Below are 13,471 nucleotides of genomic sequence, written 5' to 3' on the forward strand. Positions count from 1 at the left end.
CGAGCGGCTCCCGCCGCGCGCCCGACGGCCCGTCGCCACACGAGGCACTTGATCGACACCGGTTTCTTGACGTCGCGGTGTCCAGGCCAGGCGGACACCCCGACTTCAACGAACCCGTGTTGACCTTGCCCGCGGCGGGTGTCGTCCTGACCGGGGCACCGGGGCGGCGGGTGGTCCGGGTCGCGCTACGGCCGGGTGCGCCCCGCCGGGCCGGCCCGGGTCGCTAGCGTGGCGGGGTGACCACCGACCCGCTCGCACCCCTGCTCGCGCTCGCCGATATCGCCGCCGCCGTCGATCGTGCCCGCGAGCGGTTCGACCAGGCGCTCGGGCACCGCGCGCTGCGCCGGCACGGCGGGCAGGTCGCCGCCGAGGTGAGCCTCCGTTCGGCGGTGGCCAGCGCCGCCCTGGAGGGGGCCGGGCACGAACGCGAGGCGGTCCGCGCCGGCACCGTCACCGATCCCGTGCTCCAGGGGGCGCTGCGGGTCGCCGGGGCGCTGCCCGGTCTGAGTGAGCTCTGGCCGAAGGCCCCGCGGCAGGCTCTCGCGAAACTGCACGTGCTCGCCGCCCGGGACCTGGTGCCGGAGGCCGAGCTGGGCCGGCCGGTGGCCGACCCCGTGGTCGCCGCCCGGCTGGACGGGCTGGCCGGGCTGGTCGCCGGCGGCAGCACCGTCTCACCGCTGGTGCTCGCCGCCGTGGTTCACGGCGAGTTGCTGAACCTGCGCCCGTTCGCCGGGCCGTCCGGCGTGGTGGCCCGGGGCGCCGCCCGACTGGTGCTGCTCGCCAGCGGCCTCGACCCACGTGGGCTGCTCGCCGTCGACGTCGGTCACCGCGAGCGGGAGCCCGAGTACGTCGGTTCGGCCGGCGCCTTCGCCACCGGCACCCCGGACGGGCTGCGCTCGTGGCTGCGCCACTACCTGGCGGCGGTCGAGGTCGGCGCCGACCAGCTCACCGTCATCGGCGACGAGATCCTCGCCGCCGCCTGAGTGGCGGTCACTCCCGCCGTACCGCGCGGTTGACCTTGGTTTGCAGCGCTCGGCGGGCGATCGGCCCGAGGTCGTCGACGATCTCCAGCAGCAGCGCGAGCTGGTCGAGCGCGGCCAACGCCTGGTCGGCGCCCGCCCGGTCCACCCCCTCGTAGAGCTCCAGCCCGATGAACGCGGCCGACACCGCGCGGGCCAGGCCGGGCACGTCGGCCACCTCGACGAACGGTGACCCGGCGAGCAGCCTGCGCAGGACCGCCTCGATCTCGTCCACCCAGAGCTGGAGCGCCGCGGCCGTCGGCGCGGCCATCCGCTGGTCCGCCTGTGCCCCGGCCAGCATCTGGGCCAGGAAGGTGACGTTGCCGAGCTGGCGTTCCTCGTCGTGCAGCGCCCGCCCGACGGCGAGCAGTTCGCGCAGCGAACCGGCCGAGGCCAACCGTGCCGACCAGTGCTGGACCCGCGCGGCCGTGCTGGTCCGGCAGGCCGCCGCGAGCAGGACGTCGACCGTGCCGAAGTGGTAGAAGACGAGCGCCTGGTTCACCCCGGCGGCGGCGGCGATGGTACGGGCGGAGACGCCGGCGATGCCGTGCTCCCGGATGGCGGCGATGGTGCCGTCGAGGAGGCGCTGTTTGGTGTCGGACATGGCTCTCCTCGGGGCCGGGCCGGGTGCGGCGGTGCGATCATCGCATCGCTGACCAGTCGGCCGAGCCAGGTGGCGAAGCCCGGACCGGTCAGGCGGTCGCGGCGGCGCGGGTCCGGCGATGCCGGCCGTACCAGGCGATACCGATGGCCACACCCACCCCGACACCCAGGGCCGCAGCAGCCACCGGCACGGCGGGCCGTTCCCGCAGGCGGCGACCCAGCGGGATCGGGTGCCGGAACTCCAGCACCGGCCACGCGTTCTCCGCGGCCAGCCTGCGCAGCTGCCGGTCCGGGTTGACCACACTCGGATGACCGACACACTCCAACAGCGGACGATCGCTGTACGAGTCGGAGTAGGCGTACGAGTCGGCCAGGTCGTAACCCCGGGCGGCGGCCAACTCGCCGACCGCCTCGACCTTGCTCGGACCGGCCGCGTAGAACTCGACCTCGCCGCTGTACCGGCCGTCCCGAACCGTCATCCGGGTGGCGATCACGTCGGTGACCCCGAGCAGCTCGCCGATCGGCCGGACCATCTCCTCGCCCGACGCCGACACCAGCACCACGTCCCGCCCGGCGGCCTGGTGCTCCGCGATCAGGACAGCGGCTTCGGCGTACACGTAGGGGTTGATCAGCTCATGCAGCGTCTCCGCGACGATCTGGCGGACCTGCTCCACCTGCCAGCCCTTGCAGAGCGCAGCCAGGTAGTCCCGTGTTCGGGCCATGGTCTGCTCGTCGGTGCCGCCCAGCCGGAACATCAGCTGCGCGTACGCCGACTTGACCACGTCACGCCGGGTGATCAGCCCGTCCCGGTAGAACGGCCGACCGAACGCCAGGGCGCTCGACTTGGCGATGACGGTCTTGTCCAGATCGAAGAAAGCGGCACTTCGGCCCACGGCGCGAAAGTCTAGCCGGATGGTCTATCGTCGGCGGGTGCCCGGGGTCAAGCCACCCCTCAGACCTGCGGGCTGACACCACAAATCCCGCTCTGCGTGATCACGCTCACACTCCGCAAGGAGATTTTCGCACTGAGTGGGGTCGGCACCACTCGACGTGACGGGTCCGCTCAGGCAGACTTGTCCGTACGACGAGCTTTCACATCCCCGAAACAGACAAAGACCCTCAGCGGTTGCACCCCCCGTGGCCGCTGAGTGGTTCGGCTCGACCCCCCCGGAGCCGAACCTTCGACGACCCCCGTCTCCCCCCGACGGGGGTCGTCCCTTTGTGCTGGAAGCGCTCCACCACAGCTCACAGGTCGTCCTCCGGCCCGTCCAGACCGTCCAGGGCCGGCGTGTCTGCGGCCGGAGGCAGCAGAGAGGCAGCAGAGCCGTCGAATGCCTCCAGGACGCGAGCGGCGTAGTCGTGCGGGGTGTGGGTGTACCGGTTGAGCGTCGTGGAGGCTTGCTCGTGGCCCATGACCCGCTGCACTAGGTTGATCGGGACGCCGTCGCTAACCAGCCACGTGGCGTAGGCGTGCCGCAGATCGTGGAACCGCATCCCGCCGACAGCTTTGGCCGCGACGCAGGCGACGGCATCCCGTTCGGTGGTGAACTCGGTCGACCACTCGATGCCCTCCCGATCGGGCCAGGTAGCGCGGTACCGGTGCGGACCGGTATTGGCCACCTGGCCGAGCAGACCAGCGCGGACGAGCGAGGGCAGCCAGATCCGACGCCGGAAGTTCGACCGGCGCAGTGGGCGCCCAACCCGGTCGCGGAAGACCAGGGTGCGTGGGTCCGGATCGTTGGCGGCGGTGTGCAGCTCGTGGAGCGCGGCCAGGAGGAAGCCGGGCAGTGGCACGGTCCGCACTCCGGCGCGACTCTTCGGGTATGGGCGCAGAACGATCCCGCCGTGCGTTTCCTCCGCCACCTGGACCACGCGTAGCGATGCCCGGTCGAGGTCGACCGAGGACCACGTCAGCCCGGCGCACTCACCCCAGCGCAATCCGGCTCCGGCGGCGGTGGAGACGATTGCCCGGTGTCGGGGCGGGACGACGGGCAGTAGCCGGCCGAGGAAGTCCTCCCGGCTGATCGGGACCGGCTTGACGTCGCGTGACCGGTCGCGTGGCAGCTTCACCCCTTCGGCGGGGTTGGTGGCGATCAGCCGCGCCTGAACCGCCGTGCGAAGGATCATCGACAGCAGTTGGTAGCACTTGGCCACGGTGGCGGGGGCGAGGTCCCGACCGAGGCCGGTTACCCACGCCTGCACCGACATGAAGTCGACCTTCCCGAGCGGCCAGTCACCCCACTTCGGCAAGACGTGCGTACGGAGCATGGAGACGGTCCGCTCACTGGTGCGGGCCTCGACGGCCCGAGTGGCAAGCCACTGCTGGGCGAAGTCGCCGAAGCGGGTACGACCGGCGTGCGGGTTGACGTAGGTGCCCCGGTTCAGGCCGCTCTCGACCTCCGTTAGGAAGGCGTTGGCCTCCCGCTTCGTGCGGAAGCTCTTGGACTTCTGCCCACCGGCAGGGTCACGCCAGCAAGCGCGGAAGGTGCCAGCCGGGGTCTTGCGGACGAAGCCCATCAGTGCCTCCGGCCGTACTCGGTGCCGGTCGCGGCGGGTTGCTCGGTGACGCCGTCGAGCCAGGCATGGAACCGGGTGCGCGGGATGAGCCAGCGACCGCCGAGACGGGTTGCGGGGATCGTTCCGTCCCGGACGAGGGCATAGGTGCTCCCGAGCGAGAGGCCGAGCAGCTTGGCGACCTCCCGGACGGTGTAGGTGACCGGCTCGACGACGACTGCCCCGTTGCGAGGGACGAGCCGAACAACCGGGCTGGGTCGGGCAGTGGTGCTCATGACGGGTGACCTCCTCAGGTCTGTCGGGGTCAGGCAGCGGCCGACGCGGTATCGGCCGGGGTGGTGCCGAGTTCGTGGGCGAGTTCTTCGCGGCCGGTGGTTCGTCGCTCTCGTGCCATGGCGGCGGCGGTGTTGGCGAGGAGTGCGTCTCCGGTGGTGTGCCAGCCGACGCCGGCGAAGGTGAGGGTGCCGACGATGAGCGTCGTGTCCTGGTCGAGGTGGTCGACGGCGCGGAGCGTGCCGGGCTGCTCGTCGGCCTGGTCCTCATGTTCGTGGCGTCGGAAGGTGACGCGGGTGTCGCGCAGGAGTTGGAAGGTCACCGAGTAGCGGCGGGCTTTGGTGAGAAAGTGACCGCCGAAGCCGAGCATGTGCGCCCACCGACGCAGCCGGGCGTAAGGGTTGCCCGTTGTTGGTTTCGTCGGTTCGGTGTCAAGGGCGGCTTGACGGTGGGCGACGCAGACGGGGCAGGCGGCGTAGCGAGTGTGGGTGCCGCAGTTGGGGCACTCCCAGCGCTTCCCGTAGCCGGGTGTGGGCCGGTGGTCCCGGGGCCGCTGGGACAGCGGGACGGGTGTTCCGGTGGGTCGGCCAGTGTGCCAGCAGGCATCGATGAGGCGGGCGGTGTGGTCGCCGTCGGGGTCGGCGTACTCGCCGATGGAGTCGGCGTCGAGCCTGACGGAGCGGTGCCCGGTTACCTCGGTGCTTTTGGTGGCGTACTTGGCAAGGTAGCCCGCAACCATGCTGTCAGTGACCTCGCCGTCTCCGGTGAGGCTGATGGGTCGGATGTCGAGCCCCTTGCCTGGGTCACCCCAAGCGATCGGCCAGCCTTCGGGCTGGTCAGGGTGGGTCGGGGTAGTAAAGGCGACCTGTTCGACGGTGGCCCGGATCGCGTCGTCCAAGTCGGCGACCGTGAAGGCGGCCGGTGGTGGGATGACGGCGGTGGGGTCGTCGGGGTGGACGCCGTCGAGGCGCACCAGGGCGTGGAAGTGCACCGCTCCGCGTGCCTGAAACTCGGCCACCTTCCCGTGGGACAGCCGAACCGGCGGGACCTTGCGGATGTTGCCGGAGGCGGTGACGACGTGGACGCGAGGAATCCCCCGACGGCGGGCGAGTTTCGCCAGCCAACGTTCCGCGGCTTGCTTGGTGCGGTGCCACAACTCCCCGGAGAACAGGTTCCACACAACCTGGTGGGTGTGGTCGTAGCAGTCCAAACACAGCGGCTGCCCGAGGACAGCGTCTCCGGCCTCGTGCCTGGCCCAGCAGACGGCCGGTCGACCGTGGGGGCAGAGGCCGGCGGTGGGGTCGGTGGCGCGGCGGGCGTGGCACGGGTCGGGCCGGCAGTCGCAGCGTTTGCGGTTGCCGCAGGTGTGCCGCTTGACCGCCCGGGTGTGCACGGTCCCGAAGGACGGTGCGGTGAACGTGGCGAACACCGCCGGGTGCTGGGTGACGGTGTCGGGGACGCCTTTGCCGCCGATGAGGCCGGCGCGCAGGAGTTGGTAGGCGTCGCGTTGGTAGACGCCAGCGCAGGCGGGGCAGACGGTGGCGCGGCGGTTGCCGCAGGCGGTGTAGATCGCGGCGTCGGGCATGGCGTCGGTGTGCCGGGCGTCGAGGACACGGCCGGTGCCCTGCTCGACGGTGAGGAGTTGGCCGGCGAGGCGGATGGGGCGGGTGCAGCCGGCGGCGGCGCGGACGTGTTCCAGCCACCCGAAGTAGTCGGGTTGGGTGGCGCGGGTGAAGGCGGAGCCTTCGGCGGTGTAGTCGTGGACGGGGATGGTGTCGGCGTTCGAGCCCACACCCCGGGCCGTGATGGTCCGGGGTGTGAGGTCCAGCGTCGAGGCCATCAGCCGCGTACCTCGGTGAGGTGGCGGGTGGTGATGGTGTGTTCGGTGACGATGACCCGGCAGGCGCTGCACTGGCGCTTGGCCGGTTCGTGCCGGCGGCACGGGATCAGGGCGGTGGTGTCGCCGCAGCGGATGGTGACCGGTGTGCGGCAGGGACCGCCGGGGATGACGTCGATGAGGGTTCGGCGGATGTCGAAGGGGTGGGCGTCGGGGTAGGCGGGGCAGGTGTGGGTGACCTGCTCGATGTCGACCAGGACGATGGTCATCGGGCACCCCGGGGGATGGTGGCGAGGAGCTTCCCGGCGATGACCGTGCTGATGTCGAGGCGGTCGGCCAGCTCGGCGGGGGTGATGGGTTGCCCGGTGGCTTGTTCGTGCTGCACGGCCGCGAAGCGGGCAGTGGGCAGCAGGTGGGCGGGGACCTCGGCCGGCTCCGATGCCGGCACGGTGACGGGCTCCGGCTCGACGGCCGGGGTTGGCTCGGGTGCCGGGGTGATGGCGGCCGGTGGTGCCGGCTCAGTGGTGACCTGCTCAGCCACCTGAACGCGGATCGGCTCCATCGGCTCAGAAGCCGGTGCCATGGGTTGCGCGGTGGGTGCGGGAGCCAGGACGAGTTTGACCAGGGCCATGAACGCCAGCGCGGGAACCGCCGACAGGAGCCACCCGGACGGGCCGGGCTTGGCAACAGCGAGTTGGGCGGCGAGGGAGAGGCCGGCGGCGGCGATGAGCAGGACCATCGGGTAGCCGATCGGAGCGCCGATGCGACGACGTCGGCGGATGGTGAGCAGAGCGGCGATGGGGACGAGTTCGGAGATGACGGCGTTGGCCCAGCCGAACCATCCCGGGGTGTTGTCGGGACTGTTGGCCATGGTCCAGTCGTGGACGTGGGTGAACGAGGCGGCCCCGGCGGAGCCGCCCACGACGATGAGGATGAGGACCAGGCCCAGGCCCTCCAAGCGGGTGCCGGCGCTGACCGGATTGGTCGCGGGCATCAGTGGCCTCCGTGGCAGTCGAGGCAGCAGCCGAAACGGCGGGGGATGTAGTAGGGCTTCACCTGCCCGCAGTGCCGGCAGGTCCGACGAGCGAGCAGGGCTTTCGCGATGGCCTCCCGCTGCGCGGGGGTAGCGGTGCGCTTCGCCTTGGCGAGGTCGAGGCGGTAGAGGTAGGCGACCCGCCGGTTGCTGCGGTGCCGCCAATAGATCTGCGCGACCGGGTCATGCCCTCCGGGACGCAGGCCGGCGGCGCGAAGTTGCCGCAGGGTGGCCAGACCGGTGGGCGCGCAGCGGTAGGGGAAGGTGGGAAATCCGTAGCGGGTGCCAAGCGGGTCGTAGAACTCGACCTGGATGCCGGTGCGTGCGGCCAGGTTGTCCGGGTCGACGGCGCGTAGGTCGGTCATGGCTTGTCACCGCCCCAGCGCTGTTGGGCGGCTTGGCGAGAGATGCCGAGGCGAGAGCCGATTTCGGCCCAGGAGTAGCCGAAGGCCCGCAGGCCGATCACGGCTTCACCGATGGCGTCGTCGATGACGGAGGACAGGGCGATGAGGTCGCGGAGTGCTTCGACGTCGCCGGTGGCGACGCGGCGGCCGTGGGCGCGGATGATGCGCCGAGCGAACGAGGCGAAGGCGTCGTTCTCGACGACATCACGGCGCTTCTGCCGAGGAACGGAAGGCGTCAAGGGACGCTTGACGGTGTTCATCGGTTCTCGCCTCCCTGGGTGTGGAGGCGGTCCCACTCGTCGGCAGCCGTCTCAAGGGCGGAGATGACTTGCTCGGCGGTGCGGGCCGGATCGTCGTTCCACGAGTAGGGGGAGGTGTGCTCGTCGAGAAGGTAGCCGTCGTCATCGACGACGCAGATCGGCTGGTGGTCGTCGAGGTATGTCGTGAACACACCGACGGTGGTGCGGAAGTCGACTTGAGCGTCGAAGTCGAGTCCGTAGAAGTGGTCGGCTCGTCGGCCGGTGGCGGCGATGCCGATAGCGCCGACAGCGCAAGCAGGCGCGGTGAGGGTGTCAGTGGTGTTGGCGTAGTAGGTGCCCTGGTGCCAGCCGTGCCGGCGTAGGTAGAGGGCAGCCATCCGCAGCAGATCAGCAGGTGTGACCTGGATCTGTGCGGGTGGGTTTTGGGTAGCCTTCATGGCAACCACGTCCTTTCGGTAGGGCGGTTGGTGGGGTCGGCGGAACCGGGTTTGCTTTCCAGGGCTTGAGCCGGTTCCGTCGGCCATCTAGCGGGCGCGTAGCCGCAGGTAGCGGCGGTGCCGGTTGTCGTCGCCCGGCATTTGGGTGGGTGCGGAGAGGTAGACGAGTCGCCCTGTGCGGGCGACGGCCTGGACCATGACGGCGATGTCCTCGGGACTGCCGGTGATCCACAGTTCGGTGAATTGGGCGGCCCGTTGGTTGTTCGCGCGGGCGTAGGCGCGTTCGCGGGTGGTCATGCCGCGATCCCGAAGTCGACCTGAGTGAGGTCCGGAACCCGGTCCGCTAACCGGCGGGGTCGGCGGATCCAGGCGGCGTAGTCGGCAATGCCGGAGATGTGGGCATCGGACAGGTAGGCGACTTTGATGCGGCGGGGGATGCCGCCTTCGGCGATGAGGTACGCCGCGCCCTGGTTGCTGGGTGAGATGTCGGTAGCGGAGTAGCCCTGCTCGGCCCACCCGTGACCGAGCACGATGTTCGACGAGTTCGGGGTGGTGCACCGGAACGCGGCGCGGTAGCCGAACAGGTCCCGCAGCGACGTGGGGATGATGTCGAAGGACGGTCGCTGGGTAGCGGCGACGACCGGGATACCGGCGGCACGACCACGGGCGACGAGGTCACGCAGGAGCGCGACGAAATCTTCTTGTTCCTGCTTGCTGCCGACGGTGGCGGAGAAGAACGCGATCTCGTCGACCAGGACGGTGATGACGGAGAGGTTGTCAGCGGCGGTGAGTTTGCGGCGCCCATGGGCGCGTAGCCAGGCGTAGCGGTTGTTCATCACCTGCTGAAGCCGTCGCAGGACGGTCAGCGCGGCGGTGATGTCGGGGCCGATGAACGCGTCGGCGCAGTCTTCCCACTGGCCGAGTTCGACGAGCTTGCCGTCCAGCAGCACCAAGCGGCTGTCGACGGCGAGGGCGGCGTGAGCGGCGATGGCGTTGAGCAGGCCGGACTTGCCTCCACCGGGTTCGCCTCCGGCGAGGAGGTTGCGGTAGGCGAGGGTGATGTAGACGGGCTGACCGAACTCGTCGATGCCGACGAAGATGGGGTCGAACATCGACAGGCCAGGCCCCACAGGAACCGCGCCAACAGCGGCCGGTGTCGTGGTGGTCATGGGTGCCCTCCTTGGGCATTGGTGGGCGCGGAGAGCCACACGAGCGAGCCGCAGAGGCTCCCCGCGTCCAGGTGATAGGGGTGGGTCAGATCCAGTCGGAGACGTCCTCGGCCTCAGGTGCCGAGGAAGCCGCGGGCTTGCTGCCGTTGGCGGTGGTGGCCTGCTTCTTGGGCTGGGCCGGCAGGGTGATGGTGGGTGCGTCGACGTCGGGCAGGTCCAGGGCCGTGGGGATCACCGGCGTGGGCCGGTCGGCGGTGGGGGTGTCCGGGTTGATGACGTCGACCAGCGGCGAGTTCACCTGGGCGGTGAGGACTTCGCGGCGTTTGATGTCGAACCGCAGATAGGCGGCGTTGCCGTCCGAGGCCCGCTCGACCAGGGCGGTCGAGGCGTGGCAGGTGACGGCGATCTTGTCGAGGCGGCCTTCCAGGTCGGTCATGGACAGGCCGGGTCGCAGGTAGACCCAGACCCGCTCACCGACCGGGGTGGGGCGAGCCCACAGGATCAGCGGGAGGCTGCCGGACTGGTTGGCGATGATGAACTGCGCGAAGCACACGCGCAGCCGATGGCGCACTACGAGGCACCAGATCCATGCGATGACTTGGCGGCGAACCGGGCGGATGGCGGCGGGGACGCCGACGACTAGGGCGACCACGATCAGGGTCACCAGGGTTGAGGTGTGATTCGCGAGCTGCACCCAGAAGGTGAGCAGCAGGACCGAGAGCACGATCTCGGTGCTCCACCACCACAGCAGCCGGATAACCGGCCAGATGCGCACCAGCACCCAGGCGAGGCCGCCGATCGGGACGCCGATGAGCGCGCCGACGAACACGGCGAGGATCGGGTGAATGGAGGAAGCGGTCACCACGGCCGACAGAAGGCCGACGATGACCGCCGTGAGGACGAACGCCAACCGGGCGTTACGCGCGGAAGAACGGTGAACCTTGGCCTCGATGACCGTCACCGTTCCGGATCTGCCGCCGAAGGGGCGGCGAGGGCTAGACTTGGACATGACACGTCCTCCCAAGAGACTGGGTTGGATGGGTTGGAGAGAGCGGGGTCGGCAGGTTGCGAGCCAGTACCGGCCCCGCGCTCGTTTCCTCGAACTGACCGAGGTCAGTCGTTGGACTTCAGGTTGTTGGCGATCAGGCCGAAGCGGATGCGGTCGTCCTCGTCGAGGACGGTCGGGGTGCGCCCAGCGGCGCGCTCCTCGCCGAGCTGCTTGTCCAGGTGCTTCGGGTCGACCTTGACCTCACGGACACGACCGTTGCTGTCCTCGCTGAACAGGTACTTCTTTCCCATGGCAGGGATCTCCCTTTGCTCAGAGTGAGGGGTTGTTAGAGGCAAGCGATGAGCAGCGCGGACGCCCAGAGGCACGCCGCGTGCAGGGACTGATCGGCCAGGTACATCCCGCAGATCGGGGCCTGACGGTCGGCGAAGTCGCCGCTTCCGGTGTGGGTGAGTAGCCAGCGCACCGGCCACCGCCGGTCAAGAAACGCGTGCGAGACGGCGGAGAAGCCGAGCCCAGCGGCAAGCCCGATCACGGTGACGGGCAGGTCCAGGGCGGCGATGGTGATGGCCAGCATGACCACCACCACGAGGTGATAGGCCATCACGTGGCCCAGCAGGTGACGCCAGCCGTCCCAACCCGGGGCGGATTTGTGGGCGGCTTGCTTGTCGGACTGGCCGAGAACGTGATCGGACACCTGGTGACCGGCGTAGAGGGTCGCCGCGACAACGGCGAACACGATGGCAGAGACGAGCATGAGACAACCACTCCCTATGACGAGGGCAGACAGGTTGGAAAGGCAGACGGGGTCGGCAGGTATGCGAGCCAGTACCGACCCCGTGCCTTGAGGGATGTGACCACCTGACGTGATCACGGCCGGAAACGTGCGAGCCAGAACCGTCTCCGGACGATTCATCGATGGATCAGCGGACCATCAGGCCGCTTCGTGCGTTGAGACACCAGGGCTCACACAGTGCGGTGAGCGAGGGACCTACTTAGCCGCCGAGTTACCAGCCTTCGGCTTCAGCGTGATCGCACGGAACGCGACGCCGTTACGCCCGTTGGTCGCCCACGGGATGGCCTCCAACTGCTCGACAGCGACGAGCTGTCCCACCGTCACGCCCGGCTTCTCACCCGCCGTGGTGATGGTGATGATCTCGCCGCCAGTCTCGTCGAGTACGAAGACCTGGGTCGACCACATGAGCCGGCCAGTGTTCTTCTCCGACCGCTGGTTGCCGTTCTGGTCGTTCTTCGGCTCCGGGTCCTTCGTCACCTGGACCTGCTTGCTCTGGGTGTCCACGTACAGCTTCATGAGCGTGACCCCTTCCTAGGTCTAGTGCTCTAGTCCTCTAGAGGACTGCTGGTAGACAAGCTAAGCCGATCGATGGAAGAGCGTCAAGTCCTCTAGAGGACTAGAATTTGGGGGTGGAGGTCGAGATGACTAGTGACCTGGGCGCAAAGGCTCCCAAGTATCAGCGCATAGCCGACGAGCTGAGGCGCGACATCAAGAACGGCATTTACGGACCAGGGGAGCGGCTGCCCGCCGAGGCCGCACTACTTGAGCGCTTCCGCGCAACCTTCCCCAGCCTCTCGCTTGAAACCATGCGTAGCGCGATCCGCGTACTACGTGCAGAAGGAATCGTTGAGGCTCGCCAAGGGGTCGGGACCTTCGTCAGCAGTAATCGTCGTCTGCAACGTCGGTCCCGCAACCGCTACGGGCGGGCACGTACCGATGGCAAGCTCTTGACCTCTCACCTCAGGCATGAGATTCCGTTCGCCGGGCGGGGTCCGGTCCCAGAACACCTGGCGGAGACCGCGGGCATGGAGCTGGGAGAGGAGGTAGTCATACGACGTCGCCTGCTGTTTGATCGAGAAACCGGGAAGCTTCAGGAGATTGGTGCAAGCTACCTGCCACTCGACTTCGCCAGTGGCACGTTCCTGGAGGAGCCGAAGGTCGTGCCCAAAGCGCTCTTTCTCTGCGTTGAGGATCTAAGCGGTAGGAAGTATGCCCACGCGCGGGACCACTGGCGGTGGAGGATGCCGGCACCGGCTGAGGCCGAGGCACTTCAGATCGCGCCAGGCAGCGGCGTAGTCCATCTCATCCACGTCGCCCGAGCGCAAGACGACACCGTCCTCGAAGTCTCCGAGTCGATCTGGCCCGCCGATCGAATCGAGATCATCGACGAGTACGACGTGACACAGGAGCCAGAAGACGCCGAGGGTCTGTCAGACGTCTAGCGGGGAGGCAGCCATGCCCGGTCTTGTTGAGCACGTCGATGAGATGCAGGATCACTGGTGGTGGCGACCTGGTTGGCGCGTGGGCCGGCACTTCTACGCCTGTCACTTCGTAATGGGAGGCTGCGCCAACCTCGTGGAGTTGGTGCGTCGCTACCAGGACGAATTGCGCCGGTTTCCTGGCCTCGACCTCATTCCCGGCGACTGGCTGCACCTGACTATGCAGGGTGTTGGCTTCGTGGACGAAGTGACGTACGAGCAGGTCACCCGGATCGAGCGGGCTATCCGGGAGAGGATCGCCTTGGTGCCCGTTCCCCTCGTGACTTTTCACCAACCCGTCGTTCGTCCTGAAGCGATCTACCTTCCAGCTGCACCCTCAGCCCCCATCGCAGCCGTCCGCCATGCCGTGAGGGCAGCGATCGCGGACGTCCTCGGAGCGGACAACGTCGAGCAGGCGCCCGAACACGTCCAGGGGTACCGACCGCACGTCAGCGTCGCCTACTCAAACTCAGCGCAACCAGCAGAGCCGATTGCGGCGGCCCTTGCCGCAGTCACGGCCGAGCCGGTAACCCTGGCCTTGAGGCACGTGGCACTGCTTGAGTTTCACCGCGACGCTCGTATGTACCAGTGGAGCCGTGCTGAGCAGATACCGATCGGAGTTGAGCCGCGAGGATGATTCGC

Annotated in this window: 19 protein-coding genes; 3 read left to right on the forward strand and 16 right to left on the reverse strand. The window is 68.9% G+C overall.

Going from position 1 to position 13,471, the window contains the following annotated elements:
• Positions 1–236: 236 nt before the first annotated feature.
• On the forward strand, positions 237–983 hold the full coding sequence (locus tag AB0A90_RS23415; RefSeq protein WP_357251578.1) for an oxidoreductase: 747 nt from the start codon (positions 237–239) through the stop codon (positions 981–983).
• A gap of 7 nt (positions 984–990) precedes the next feature.
• Here the strand turns inward: AB0A90_RS23415 and AB0A90_RS23420 are convergent, their stop codons facing one another.
• The 16 genes from AB0A90_RS23420 to AB0A90_RS23495 all read right to left on the reverse strand — a co-directional run bounded on the left by AB0A90_RS23420 (position 991) and on the right by AB0A90_RS23495 (position 11,867).
• Positions 991–1,623 (reverse strand): TetR/AcrR family transcriptional regulator, encoded by a 633-nt coding sequence (locus AB0A90_RS23420; RefSeq protein WP_357251581.1) that lies wholly within the window; start codon positions 1,621–1,623, stop codon positions 991–993.
• A gap of 88 nt (positions 1,624–1,711) precedes the next feature.
• Positions 1,712–2,515 (reverse strand): HAD-IB family hydrolase, encoded by an 804-nt coding sequence (locus AB0A90_RS23425; RefSeq protein ID WP_357251584.1) that lies wholly within the window; start codon positions 2,513–2,515, stop codon positions 1,712–1,714.
• Between the two features lie 352 nt (positions 2,516–2,867).
• Positions 2,868–4,139, reverse strand: coding sequence for a site-specific integrase (locus AB0A90_RS23430; protein ID WP_357251588.1), 1,272 nt, complete (start codon positions 4,137–4,139; stop codon positions 2,868–2,870).
• Entirely contained in the window at positions 4,139–4,411 is a 273-nt protein-coding gene (locus AB0A90_RS23435; RefSeq protein WP_357251591.1) for a helix-turn-helix domain-containing protein, read from the reverse strand. The genes AB0A90_RS23430 and AB0A90_RS23435 overlap by 1 nt, the downstream gene beginning before the upstream one ends.
• 29 nt (positions 4,412–4,440) lie before the next feature.
• Positions 4,441–6,249 (reverse strand): replication initiator, encoded by a 1,809-nt coding sequence (locus tag AB0A90_RS23440; protein ID WP_357251594.1) that lies wholly within the window; start codon positions 6,247–6,249, stop codon positions 4,441–4,443.
• On the reverse strand, positions 6,249–6,515 hold the full coding sequence (locus AB0A90_RS23445) for a hypothetical protein (RefSeq protein ID WP_357251597.1): 267 nt from the start codon (positions 6,513–6,515) through the stop codon (positions 6,249–6,251). Before AB0A90_RS23445 ends, AB0A90_RS23440 begins: the two co-directional genes overlap by 1 nt.
• A complete protein-coding gene (locus AB0A90_RS23450) occupies positions 6,512–7,240 on the reverse strand; it encodes a hypothetical protein (RefSeq protein WP_357251600.1) in 729 nt (242 codons plus the stop codon). Before AB0A90_RS23450 ends, AB0A90_RS23445 begins: the two co-directional genes overlap by 4 nt.
• Complete coding sequence (locus tag AB0A90_RS23455; protein ID WP_357251603.1) at positions 7,240–7,644, reverse strand: RRQRL motif-containing zinc-binding protein; 405 nt, start codon at positions 7,642–7,644, stop codon at positions 7,240–7,242. Before AB0A90_RS23455 ends, AB0A90_RS23450 begins: the two co-directional genes overlap by 1 nt.
• Positions 7,641–7,943 (reverse strand): hypothetical protein, encoded by a 303-nt coding sequence (locus AB0A90_RS23460; RefSeq protein WP_357251606.1) that lies wholly within the window; start codon positions 7,941–7,943, stop codon positions 7,641–7,643. Before AB0A90_RS23460 ends, AB0A90_RS23455 begins: the two co-directional genes overlap by 4 nt.
• Positions 7,940–8,380: a DUF6197 family protein gene (locus tag AB0A90_RS23465; RefSeq protein WP_357251609.1), complete on the reverse strand. Its 441-nt coding sequence runs from the start codon at positions 8,378–8,380 to the stop codon at positions 7,940–7,942. Before AB0A90_RS23465 ends, AB0A90_RS23460 begins: the two co-directional genes overlap by 4 nt.
• Positions 8,381–8,467: 87 nt before the next feature.
• Positions 8,468–8,677, reverse strand: coding sequence for a hypothetical protein (locus tag AB0A90_RS23470; RefSeq protein ID WP_334503700.1), 210 nt, complete (start codon positions 8,675–8,677; stop codon positions 8,468–8,470).
• Positions 8,674–9,549, reverse strand: a complete 876-nt coding sequence (locus AB0A90_RS23475) for an FtsK/SpoIIIE domain-containing protein (RefSeq protein ID WP_357251613.1) — start codon at positions 9,547–9,549, stop codon at positions 8,674–8,676. The genes AB0A90_RS23470 and AB0A90_RS23475 overlap by 4 nt, the downstream gene beginning before the upstream one ends.
• Positions 9,550–9,634: 85 nt before the next feature.
• Positions 9,635–10,558 (reverse strand): hypothetical protein, encoded by a 924-nt coding sequence (locus AB0A90_RS23480; protein WP_357252033.1) that lies wholly within the window; start codon positions 10,556–10,558, stop codon positions 9,635–9,637.
• A 104-nt stretch (positions 10,559–10,662) separates the two neighbouring features.
• On the reverse strand, positions 10,663–10,848 hold the full coding sequence (locus AB0A90_RS23485; RefSeq protein ID WP_357251616.1) for a hypothetical protein: 186 nt from the start codon (positions 10,846–10,848) through the stop codon (positions 10,663–10,665).
• Between the two features lie 35 nt (positions 10,849–10,883).
• On the reverse strand, positions 10,884–11,312 hold the full coding sequence (locus tag AB0A90_RS23490; protein ID WP_357251619.1) for a DUF3307 domain-containing protein: 429 nt from the start codon (positions 11,310–11,312) through the stop codon (positions 10,884–10,886).
• Between the two features lie 234 nt (positions 11,313–11,546).
• Positions 11,547–11,867 (reverse strand): hypothetical protein, encoded by a 321-nt coding sequence (locus AB0A90_RS23495; protein ID WP_112681382.1) that lies wholly within the window; start codon positions 11,865–11,867, stop codon positions 11,547–11,549.
• A 113-nt stretch (positions 11,868–11,980) separates the two neighbouring features.
• Here AB0A90_RS23495 and AB0A90_RS23500 point away from each other — a divergent pair, with 113 nt between their 5' ends.
• Together AB0A90_RS23500 and AB0A90_RS23505 are read left to right on the forward strand one after the other, a co-directional pair.
• Complete coding sequence (locus AB0A90_RS23500) at positions 11,981–12,793, forward strand: GntR family transcriptional regulator (protein WP_357251622.1); 813 nt, start codon at positions 11,981–11,983, stop codon at positions 12,791–12,793.
• Positions 12,794–12,806: 13 nt separating this feature from the next.
• Positions 12,807–13,466, forward strand: a complete 660-nt coding sequence (locus tag AB0A90_RS23505; protein WP_357251624.1) for a 2'-5' RNA ligase family protein — start codon at positions 12,807–12,809, stop codon at positions 13,464–13,466.
• Positions 13,467–13,471 lie beyond the last annotated feature (5 nt).

Origin of the sequence: Micromonospora sp. NPDC049204 (assembly GCF_040647935.1) — a bacterium.
Classification (GTDB): Bacteria; Actinomycetota; Actinomycetes; order Mycobacteriales; family Micromonosporaceae; genus Micromonospora.

Bases quoted from the DNA above. Each gene is read 5' to 3' on its own strand.
- AB0A90_RS23485 (WP_357251616.1), bottom strand. From the start codon at position 10,848: ATGGGAAAGAAGTACCTGTTCAGCGAGGACAGCAACGGTCGTGTCCGT.
- AB0A90_RS23440 (WP_357251594.1), bottom strand. From the start codon at position 6,249: ATGGCCTCGACGCTGGACCTCACACCCCGGACCATCACGGCCCGGGGT.
- AB0A90_RS23470 (WP_334503700.1), bottom strand. From the start codon at position 8,677: ATGACCACCCGCGAACGCGCCTACGCCCGCGCGAACAACCAACGGGCC.
- AB0A90_RS23455 (WP_357251603.1), bottom strand. From the start codon at position 7,644: ATGACCGACCTACGCGCCGTCGACCCGGACAACCTGGCCGCACGCACC.
- AB0A90_RS23465 (WP_357251609.1), bottom strand. From the start codon at position 8,380: ATGAAGGCTACCCAAAACCCACCCGCACAGATCCAGGTCACACCTGCT.
- AB0A90_RS23460 (WP_357251606.1), bottom strand. From the start codon at position 7,943: ATGAACACCGTCAAGCGTCCCTTGACGCCTTCCGTTCCTCGGCAGAAG.
- AB0A90_RS23450 (WP_357251600.1), bottom strand. From the start codon at position 7,240: ATGCCCGCGACCAATCCGGTCAGCGCCGGCACCCGCTTGGAGGGCCTG.
- AB0A90_RS23420 (WP_357251581.1), bottom strand. From the start codon at position 1,623: ATGTCCGACACCAAACAGCGCCTCCTCGACGGCACCATCGCCGCCATC.
- AB0A90_RS23445 (WP_357251597.1), bottom strand. From the start codon at position 6,515: ATGACCATCGTCCTGGTCGACATCGAGCAGGTCACCCACACCTGCCCC.
- AB0A90_RS23475 (WP_357251613.1), bottom strand. From the start codon at position 9,549: ATGACCACCACGACACCGGCCGCTGTTGGCGCGGTTCCTGTGGGGCCT.
- AB0A90_RS23430 (WP_357251588.1), bottom strand. From the start codon at position 4,139: ATGGGCTTCGTCCGCAAGACCCCGGCTGGCACCTTCCGCGCTTGCTGG.
- AB0A90_RS23480 (WP_357252033.1), bottom strand. From the start codon at position 10,558: ATGTCCAAGTCTAGCCCTCGCCGCCCCTTCGGCGGCAGATCCGGAACG.
- AB0A90_RS23435 (WP_357251591.1), bottom strand. From the start codon at position 4,411: ATGAGCACCACTGCCCGACCCAGCCCGGTTGTTCGGCTCGTCCCTCGC.
- AB0A90_RS23505 (WP_357251624.1), top strand. From the start codon at position 12,807: ATGCCCGGTCTTGTTGAGCACGTCGATGAGATGCAGGATCACTGGTGG.
- AB0A90_RS23495 (WP_112681382.1), bottom strand. From the start codon at position 11,867: ATGAAGCTGTACGTGGACACCCAGAGCAAGCAGGTCCAGGTGACGAAG.
- AB0A90_RS23490 (WP_357251619.1), bottom strand. From the start codon at position 11,312: ATGCTCGTCTCTGCCATCGTGTTCGCCGTTGTCGCGGCGACCCTCTAC.